Source organism: Affinundibacterium nitidum (genome assembly GCF_014284155.1).
Classification (GTDB): domain Bacteria; phylum Pseudomonadota; class Gammaproteobacteria; order Burkholderiales; family Burkholderiaceae_D; genus Undibacterium; species Undibacterium nitidum.
Map to the genome: position 1 here is coordinate 1 of NZ_JACOFZ010000065.1, position 255 is coordinate 255.

General features: G+C 48.6%; 1 pseudogene. It reads left to right on the forward strand.

Annotated elements, in window-relative coordinates:
* Position 1 precedes the first annotated feature (1 nt).
* Positions 2-255, forward strand: a pseudogene (locus H8K36_RS19050) (sodium:solute symporter); the annotation flags it as partial.

Below are 255 nucleotides of genomic sequence, written 5' to 3' on the forward strand. Positions count from 1 at the left end.
TATTGGCTTGTATGCCGCTCGTTATGTGAACAACTCCAAAGACTTTGCGGTCGCTGGCCGTTCATTACCTATGTATATCGTCACCGCGACGGTATTCGCGACCTGGTTTGGTTCTGAGACGGTACTTAGCATTTCATCCACCTTCGTCAAAGAGGGTCTCAAGGGCGTGGTTGCCGATCCTTTCGGTTCTTCATTGTGCCTGATCTTCGTCGGTTTATTCTTTGCACGGCCGCTGTATAAGATGAACTTATTGAC